Source organism: Bernardetia sp., assembly GCF_020630935.1.
Taxonomy (GTDB): domain Bacteria; phylum Bacteroidota; class Bacteroidia; order Cytophagales; family Bernardetiaceae; genus Bernardetia.
This window is the reverse complement of record NZ_JAHDIG010000010.1, coordinates 81195-89394: the sequence shown is the minus strand read 5'-3', so window position 1 is coordinate 89394 and position 8200 is coordinate 81195. Positions and strand designations below refer to the sequence as shown.

Annotated in this window: 7 protein-coding genes; 3 read left to right on the top strand and 4 right to left on the bottom strand. The window is 33.1% G+C overall.

Annotated elements, in window-relative coordinates; genetic code table 11:
* Positions 1-128 precede the first annotated feature (128 nt).
* Together QZ659_RS04860 and QZ659_RS04855 are read right to left on the bottom strand one after the other, a co-directional pair.
* Entirely contained in the window at positions 129-1034 is a 906-nt protein-coding gene (locus tag QZ659_RS04860; protein ID WP_291722713.1) for a PhzF family phenazine biosynthesis protein, read from the bottom strand.
* A gap of 93 nt (positions 1035-1127) precedes the next feature.
* Complete coding sequence (locus QZ659_RS04855; protein WP_291722710.1) at positions 1128-2477, bottom strand: D-alanyl-D-alanine carboxypeptidase/D-alanyl-D-alanine-endopeptidase; 1350 nt, start codon at positions 2475-2477, stop codon at positions 1128-1130.
* A 115-nt stretch (positions 2478-2592) separates the two neighbouring features.
* Between QZ659_RS04855 and QZ659_RS04850 the strand changes: the two genes are divergently transcribed.
* A complete protein-coding gene (locus QZ659_RS04850) occupies positions 2593-3003 on the top strand; it encodes a hypothetical protein (protein ID WP_291722708.1) in 411 nt (136 codons plus the stop codon).
* 109 nt (positions 3004-3112) lie between these two features.
* Here the strand turns inward: QZ659_RS04850 and msrA are convergent, their stop codons facing one another.
* Positions 3113-3820, bottom strand: coding sequence for a peptide-methionine (S)-S-oxide reductase MsrA (gene msrA, locus QZ659_RS04845; RefSeq protein WP_291722705.1), 708 nt, complete (start codon positions 3818-3820; stop codon positions 3113-3115).
* A gap of 139 nt (positions 3821-3959) precedes the next feature.
* Between msrA and QZ659_RS04840 the strand changes: the two genes are divergently transcribed.
* On the top strand, positions 3960-4385 hold the full coding sequence (locus QZ659_RS04840; protein ID WP_291722702.1) for a DUF1801 domain-containing protein: 426 nt from the start codon (positions 3960-3962) through the stop codon (positions 4383-4385).
* Positions 4386-4387: 2 nt separating this feature from the next.
* Here QZ659_RS04840 and folB read toward each other — a convergent pair whose 3' ends face one another.
* Positions 4388-4768, bottom strand: coding sequence for a dihydroneopterin aldolase (folB, locus tag QZ659_RS04835; protein WP_291722698.1), 381 nt, complete (start codon positions 4766-4768; stop codon positions 4388-4390).
* Positions 4769-4912: 144 nt separating this feature from the next.
* Between folB and QZ659_RS04830 the strand changes: the two genes are divergently transcribed.
* A complete protein-coding gene (locus QZ659_RS04830; RefSeq protein ID WP_291722695.1) occupies positions 4913-8164 on the top strand; it encodes a WG repeat-containing protein in 3252 nt (1083 codons plus the stop codon).
* The last annotated feature ends 36 nt before the right edge of the window (positions 8165-8200 follow it).

The window sequence follows — 8200 nt, the reverse complement described above, 5'->3', positions numbered from 1 at the left end:
AATCAGTAATCAGTAATCAGTAATCAGTAATCAGTAATCAGTAATCAGTAATCAGAGCAAAACTACGTTTTTATCTGTATTATTGTATTTGAAGTATTTTTAGTATAAAAAATTCGTAATTCTAATAATTAAATCCTTGCATTTCCTTCTAAGGTAGTTATTCCTTTTCCAATTAGCAATACTTGATTCTCTTCTAAAAGTTGTAGATGTATTTCGCCACCACGAGCCGAGGCTTGGTAAGCAAAAAAATCTGACTTATGTAGCTTGGTTTGCCAATATTTTGCAAAAAGTCCGTGCGAAACGGCTGAAAGTGCGTCCTCATTTATGCCAATCCACGGACAAAAACAGCGAGAAGTAAAGTCGTAATTTTTCGTTTTGTCAGTACTTCCTTTTGTCGTAACTCCAACTTTTTTTACAGGAAATTGGTATTTATGTTGCACTAATGCTTCAAAATTAGGCTCTAAACTCTCTAACTCTTCTCTGTTTTCCAATTCTAAAATCCAAGTCTGTTTTTGAGGATAATAAATAGTTGAATTAATCTTTTGCTTTGAAATCCCAAGATATTTCAATAAATCAGTATCAATTTCTTTACTTTCAAAAGATTTTTCTACTGGAAACTGCATTTTGATAAAATCTTTTTCTCCTTCAAAATCTTCTTTTTTGATAAGTAAATCGCCACTTCTAGTTCTGAAAGTAACTTTTGAATGAATGCTCTTTATCTCTTCAAAAACTACGTGTGCTGCTGCTAGTGTAGCGTGTCCACACAAGTTTGTTTCTTCTTTTATCATAAACCAACGCACTTCGAAAAGACTTGCAGTTTGCCAATTTTTATCTTCTTCCCTTATATTTTCGTCATATAAAGGGCGTAAAAAAGTAGTTTCAGGCAAATACATTTCTCCAGCAATATTTAGATACTGCTCGTTTGTCAGTGTCTCATCACACAAAAAAACTGCAGCAGGATTACCACTAAAGGGCTTTGGTGCAAAAGCATCTACTTGAAAAAAAGGAAGGGTTTGAATAGGACTAGAAGACATACAAAAGAGAGAAAATAAAACATCATTTTGAAAAGGGTTACAAAAAAACGATTATTTTCTCAAAATTCCGAATTTGAATCTTCAAAATCAGTTTTAATAGCTTCTATAAATTGTTGTCAAGATTTCTTCCATCTTATTACCAATGGTTCTTGAAGACTCTCTATGATGATTGTTTTGGAATGAAAAACAGAATTTCCTTCCAGATTTAGTAACTAAAAATCCACTTAGGCAGTGATTGTTGCTAATTGTTCCTGTCTTTCCATATAAAAAAGGCTCTCCATTTCTAGGATAGTCGTATCTGCTTCTAAGTGTTCCTGCCTTTCCACCAATGGCAAGCGTTTCAAATACTTGCTCTTCTCCCATGTCTTTTCGGATAGAAAGAAGCATCTGAACAAAATTACGAGGTGTAAAAAGATTGTAGCGAGAAAGTCCTGAACCATCTACCCAACGAGGACGATTATAAAACTTTCCAAAATAATTTTTATTCAAATATTCGATAACATCCCTTGAAGAAAGCGTTCCGAAAAGCTCTGCCGAACACATCAAGAGCGTTTGTTCTGCCAAAAAATTATCGCTCTGTTGCATCATTCGCTTGTACATATCATCACTCTTTGCTGTATAAAACATATACACATTGTCTGGCATAGGGTAGTCTATATGCTTAACTTCCAAGCCTAATTTGTCTTGTAAAAGAGTTGTGATAAGCTCTGGTGTTACGTGAAAAGGAATTGTTTTACCGTCTTTATAATAAAGGTCTCCAATATTGTACTCAAACGAGTTTACTCCTAAATCTCTTTCAATTCTAAAATTTTCTGTTCTGATTTCACTATTTTCCTTGATTTTGTCTTTAAAAAACTCTGGATAAACTTCTATTTCACAAGATGGGTCAGCTTCAAAATAAATAGCATTACCATATATCGGAAAAACCGATTTTTCTACACCATAGCTCGTCCTGTAATCTTCCCACGCCCAACCATCTCCAAAAGGTTCGTCTTTATAATTGGTAGTGGAAAAATAAAGGGTTTTAGTCTTAGACTTTAAGAGTAAAAAATCAATCACTGCCGAATTATTAAAGACAGGATGCAAAAAAGTAGGGTCACCTGTTCCCCAAAAAATCAGAGAATCGCCTTTTTCAAAATAGCTAAGGGAAGGAAGGCGCTCACCCAAAATTTTGGTAGCTGCAAAAAGAGAAGCTATTTTAACATTCGAAGCAGGAGTAAAATACTTATCTGCATTGTATTCAAAGAGGTATTTGGAACTATCTATGTCGTACAAAGCAAATCCATGAAAACTGTCTTTAAAACAATCTTCACTAAAAACTTCTATCAAATTTTCAATATAATCATTGCTTTTCTTTTGAGCAGCAGATGGAAGACAAATAAGACATAAGCCAAAAATTAGTAAAGTAAATAATGCTTTTGAATAGATAAATTTGATTCTCATAATCTGGATGTAAAAAATAATAACAGAGGTAAAATTTGGTAATTATCGTAGTAGGCAATTTTTAAGTACTTTTGAAAATAATTTACTAAAAAAACAATCAGCTCAAATTCTCAAAATGGCTACTTCTCCTTTCGCTCTTGATAACGAAGAACTAAAAAATAGTGTTCAAGTTTTGCTCCTATTGCATCTAAAACCCAATAAGATTTCAGATTTGATAGCAGAAGCCTATAAAAATACAGCTAAAAATTGGCAAGAAGAAATATTTTATCTAGTAAAAAATAAGTTTGAGGAAAAAGAAACTCAAGAGACATTCTTTGCAAAGAAATTAGAGGCAGATATATCAGAAAGTATATACGAAAGTCCTGTTTGGCAAAAAATAAATGCTTTATCATTTGAGGAAAAACTCCCTTATCTGCTACATCATATTTTGGGTTGGGACAATGAGAAAGTTGGAAAACTCTTACAGCTTTCTATTTCAGAAATAGAAGTTCTGTTTGTCAGAATATTGAAAAAATTGGAAAATTAATTCATAAAAAAACCCATTGCTAAGTTTCTTGTAGCAATGAGTAAAAATAATTTTACCTAGAGAAAAGACACGGCTTTTTCTTACAAATCAAAGGATAATATTTTTGTAATTACTTTGCATATTCCTTTTTGAGCTTTTTAGGAAATACTTTTTTGAGTTTTTCGACTTTTGGACTGATAATAAAAGCACAATACCCTTGTGTTTTGTTATTGTTATAATAGTTTTGATGATAATTTTCAGCTTCATAAAACTTTCCCAAAGGCGTAATTTCCGTAACAATAGGTCTATCAAAAACCTTTTCTTCAGTTAGTCTTTTCATATAAAACTCTGCCTTTTCTTTCTGCTCTTCATTATGATAAAAAACAGCCGAACGGTATTGTGTTCCGATATCATTTCCTTGTCTGTTGAGGGTTGTTGGGTCGTGGGTTGCCCAAAAAACTTCTAAAAGCTCATCAAAAGAAATGATTTCTGGGTTGTATGTAATCTGTGCTACTTCGGCGTGTCCTGTCGTACCTGTACAGATTTCTTTGTAGGTCGGATTTTCAGTTTGCCCTCCTGTATAGCCAGAAATAACTGTATCTACACCCTCCAAACGCTGAAAAACAGCTTCTATACACCAAAAGCATCCTGCTCCAAAAGTCGCTTTTTCTAAATTTTGATTTGACATAGTTGTATTTTTTGTATTTACTTTATCTTGAGTTGAGTCCATAGAATCTTTTGCATGTGCTTTTTGTTTTGGAGAACAGGCACTTGAAAAAACAAACAACAAACTTATCAGACATAAGACAGTAAAAGGAAATATAGCTTTGTTATTCATAGAGATAATTTTTTTTAAACTTTCACAATGAAAGTATCAATAGTTATACTTATTTGAAACAAAACTGGTATTTTTAAGACTTTGTTAGAGGATTTATCAATTTTTGTGAACTACGTTTCATACCTACTCAACCCTAGTTATGCAAGAGTCAGAAGCCGTCAGCCAGTATATTTTCAGACAAGAAAATTTTCAAAACGAACTTTTTTATGTGCGTAAAATCATCTCTAAAAACCTTTCTGACATAGAGGAGTCTATAAAATGGGGCATTCCATTTTATAATTACAAAGAAAAACCATTACTTTATCTCCATCCTAAAGAACAACTAATTATTGGCTTTATGGATGGCATGCACTTAGAAGATGAAGATAATCTCTTTGCTATGAAATCTTTTTCACTCAAGCGTATTCGCCACGTTTATTTTCCGATAGTCAATGAAGAAAATATAGAAAAACTAACAGACGAAGAGCTAGAACTCCTAAATGAAACAAGTGAAGAATTTGAAGAACGGTTTTGTAAAATGCTAAAAAAAGCTGCTGATTTTATTGAAAATAAAAGAATGAAATAGTTTTACTCTTCTATCCATTTCTTTTTATTTCTCTCTCTTTCCAATGTTACTTTAGACCATTTGCAAACTCCTCCGATGGGAGCATTGTATTTGTGTACGACTACTTTTGCACTATCAACTTTCGGAATTTCTTCTAAAATCCCATTTAAAATATTTCCTGCCAAATGCTCTAAAAGCTTTGCTGGTGTATTTACCTCTCGCTCTACTATTTTATATAGATGTCCATAGTCCACAGTATCTTTCACTTTATCACTTTTTGAGGCTTTCTCTAAGTCTGCATCTACTTCAACATCAATACGATAACGATTGCCAATAATGCGTTCTTCTTTATGCACACCGTGCTTTGCAAAAAACTCCAATTCTTCTAAAGCTATTTTTCCCATTGTGTCTTAATAAGTTGATATATGCAAAAAAACAAAGTTACACTAAAATTGAACTTCAATCCGTATTTATATTTGTTTCTTTGCCCAAACTACTCTAAATTAGTTCTACATAAGAAATTATTGTGAGCCTAACTATTTATTTACATGAAGATTTATCTTACTCGTTTCCGTTTTGGCAATTCGCTTTTTGTGGCTTTGGTGTGTAGTCTATTTTTTTTATCTGCAAAATCGTATAGTCAAGACTTAGTTCCATTTTATCAAAGCAGCGAAGATGGTGCTATACAAAAATATGGTTACAAAGATAAAAAAACAGGAATGATTTTGATTCCTGCACACTACTCACAAGCACTGGACTTTGAGCAAGTAAAAGATGCTCAAAACAAACCTATCAATATTGCTAAAGTAAAAAGAAACGGACGCTGGGGATACATTACGGAAGACGACTATCCATTCATTCCCATCATTTATCAAGAACTTGGTAATTTTAGAGAAGGTAGAGCCGTAGCACGCCTAGAAGGTAGAGCTGGCTTTGTGGATATTCAAAATGTTTCTGTTGTTCCATTTGAATATTCTTATGCCTATCCTTTCAAAAATGGAATGGCTAGAGTCCAAAAAAACAATCGTATTGGCTTTGTAAATTTAGAGGGAAAATTAGTGATTGATTTAATCTACGAAGATGCTTACAATTTTTCAGAAGAACTGGCTTACGTTCGCAAAGATGGAAAATATGGTTTCATAGACAAAACAGGAAAGGAAATTATACCTTTTGAATATGAAAATGCTAAAGACTTTGAAAAAGGAACAGCATTAGTTCAAAAAAACGGATTATGGGGCAAAATAGATAAAGAAGGCAAACCCGTAGTAGAAATTATTTATAAAGATATTCCTTTTTTTTATGAAGGATTAGCAGAAGTAAGAACAGCAGAAAACGATGGCAAATGGGGCTATATCAATGAAAACGGAGAAACAGTTGTTGATTTTATCTATGATGAGGCAAAATATTTTTCAGAAGGTTTAGGAGCAGTAAGAAAAGGAAACGATTGGTCTTTTATTGACAAAACAGGAAAAGAGGTTTTTAAATCTCCTTATCCTATTTATGAACCTTTTGTAGATGGCTTGTCAAAAGTATATCAAGACGACCTTTTTGGTATGATAGATAGAAATGGAAAACTTGTTGTCCCAATTATTTATCAAGAAATAGAAAGTTTTGAAAATGGAATTGCTCAAGTAAAGAAAGACAATCACTGGGGCATTATCAATAAAAAAGGCGAAATCATTACCCCTTTAGAATACGATGAAATAAATCGTATCACTAATCAGCTTGCTTGGGTAAGAAAACTCAACAAGTATGGGTTTATGGGAGAAAGTGGAAAAGTAATAGTTCCGACCCAATACGACGAAGTAGATATTTTTTATAAGAACAATCTTATTTTAGTCAGAAAAAATAAATATTGGGGAGCTATCAGCCCAATGGGAAAAGTATTACAAGAGCCTATCTATGAAAAAATAGAACAGTTGAGCAACGATTATTTAAAAGTCCACCTCAATGGAAAAGTAGGTTTGATGAACTCTGATGGAAAAATTACAGTTCCTGTTACCTATAACGAAATAGGTCAATTTTTCAGAGGAAAAGCGATTGCTCGTATCAATGGAAATTTTGGGATTATCAGAAGAGAAGGCAAACCACTTTCTAAATTCAAATGGAATTATATTTATCCTTATTCAGATGGTTTTGCGCTTGCCAAATACCACGACGGAACATATACTTACCTCAATGAAAAGGGGAAAAATCTAAAGCAAAAATTTGAAGATGCAAAACCTTTTTCTTCAAGGTTTGCAGCCGTAAAAGAAAATGGAAAGTGGGGTTTTATAGATACAAAAGGAAAATGGCTCATAGAACCAAATTATAAAATGGTAGAATCTTTCCAAAACGGTCTTGCTCTTGCCTTAGAAAATACTGCTGATGAAAGTAAGAAAACTAAATATGGTTATTTGGCAGCTGATGGAAGTTGGGTAATTGCACCCAGTTTTGAAGAAGCCTACTCATTTTCAGAAGGGTTTGCAGCCGTAAAAAAAGATGGAAAATGGGGATATATTTCCATTAGTGGAAATCCATTTATAGAATTTAACTATGCCAATGCTCTTCCTTTTTTAGACGAACAAGGCTGGGTAAAATACGGAGACGACTGGCAAGCCATTGATAAATTTGGTAACCGTTATTTACAAGTAGCTTCGGCTTCAGATATTTTCATCGATATAGATGAAATTCCTTTTATGTGGACAGAAGACGAAACCAATGGAAAAATGGGGCTGCATGTAGATAATGAAAACGTAATGCCGTTTGCCTATGATAGAATTAGCTCAACTGTGGGTAGAAATAGAATTTTTTTGGAGCGAAATGGTAAATGGAACTACTTAAACGCAAAAAATCAGATTGTTCAATATAATTTCGATGATGTAGATTATATGCTGATGGCAAACAATGCTATTATGAAAAAAGTAAAAAAAGAAGGAAAATATGGCTTTTTTAATACAAAAACTGAAAAAATAGAAATTCCAATAGAATACGATAATGCAGAATCCTTCTTTTATATTTATCCTACAAGTTCTGGTTTTGGAGAAGATGTAGAACCCCTTGCAGGATATGCAAAAGTAGAACGTAATGGCAAATGGGGAATTATTGATATGGAAGGAGAAATGCTCATTCCTATTGTATATGACCAAATAGATAATTTTTCAGAAGGGTATGCAAAAGTTATCTTAAATGGCAAACATGGTTATGTCAGTACAGATGCAAAAGTGATACTGCCTATTGAATTTGAACATGCTGGAGATTTTAAAAATGGAAAAGCAGAAGTAAAGAAAAATGGAAAGTGGGGAATGATAAATCATAAAGGGGAAGAAATTGTGCCGATAAAATACGAACAAATTCGTTTTACCAACAATGATAATATCATAATTATTGCTGAAAAAACAGATGATAGATTGGAATATGGATTTATAGATTTACGCACAAATGGTGAGCAAAAAATCAATACCAACCGTTACTCGTCTGTCAGTTCTGTCTTTATTAGTGGTCTTTTAGAAGTAGCTGCTAATGGAAAAAAGGGATTTGTCAATCAAGACGGAGAAGAAGTTATCAGTACAGAATATGATGATGTAGGTACGACAGAAGAAGAACCTATTGCTGTCAGAAAAGGCGAAAAGTGGGGATATGTAAACCGAGCAGGAAAAATAGTAATTCCATTTGTTTATGATTATGCTGAAGGTTTTGGAACAACAGGGCAAGCTCTTGTAGAAAAAGATGGAGAACGCTATTACATCAATAAAAGTGGACGACGAGAAGCACAGAAAAATGAGTTAGATTTCTTTGATGAAAGCGATACAGACTGGTAAAATGCAGTTACCAGTTACCAGTTACCAGTTACCAGT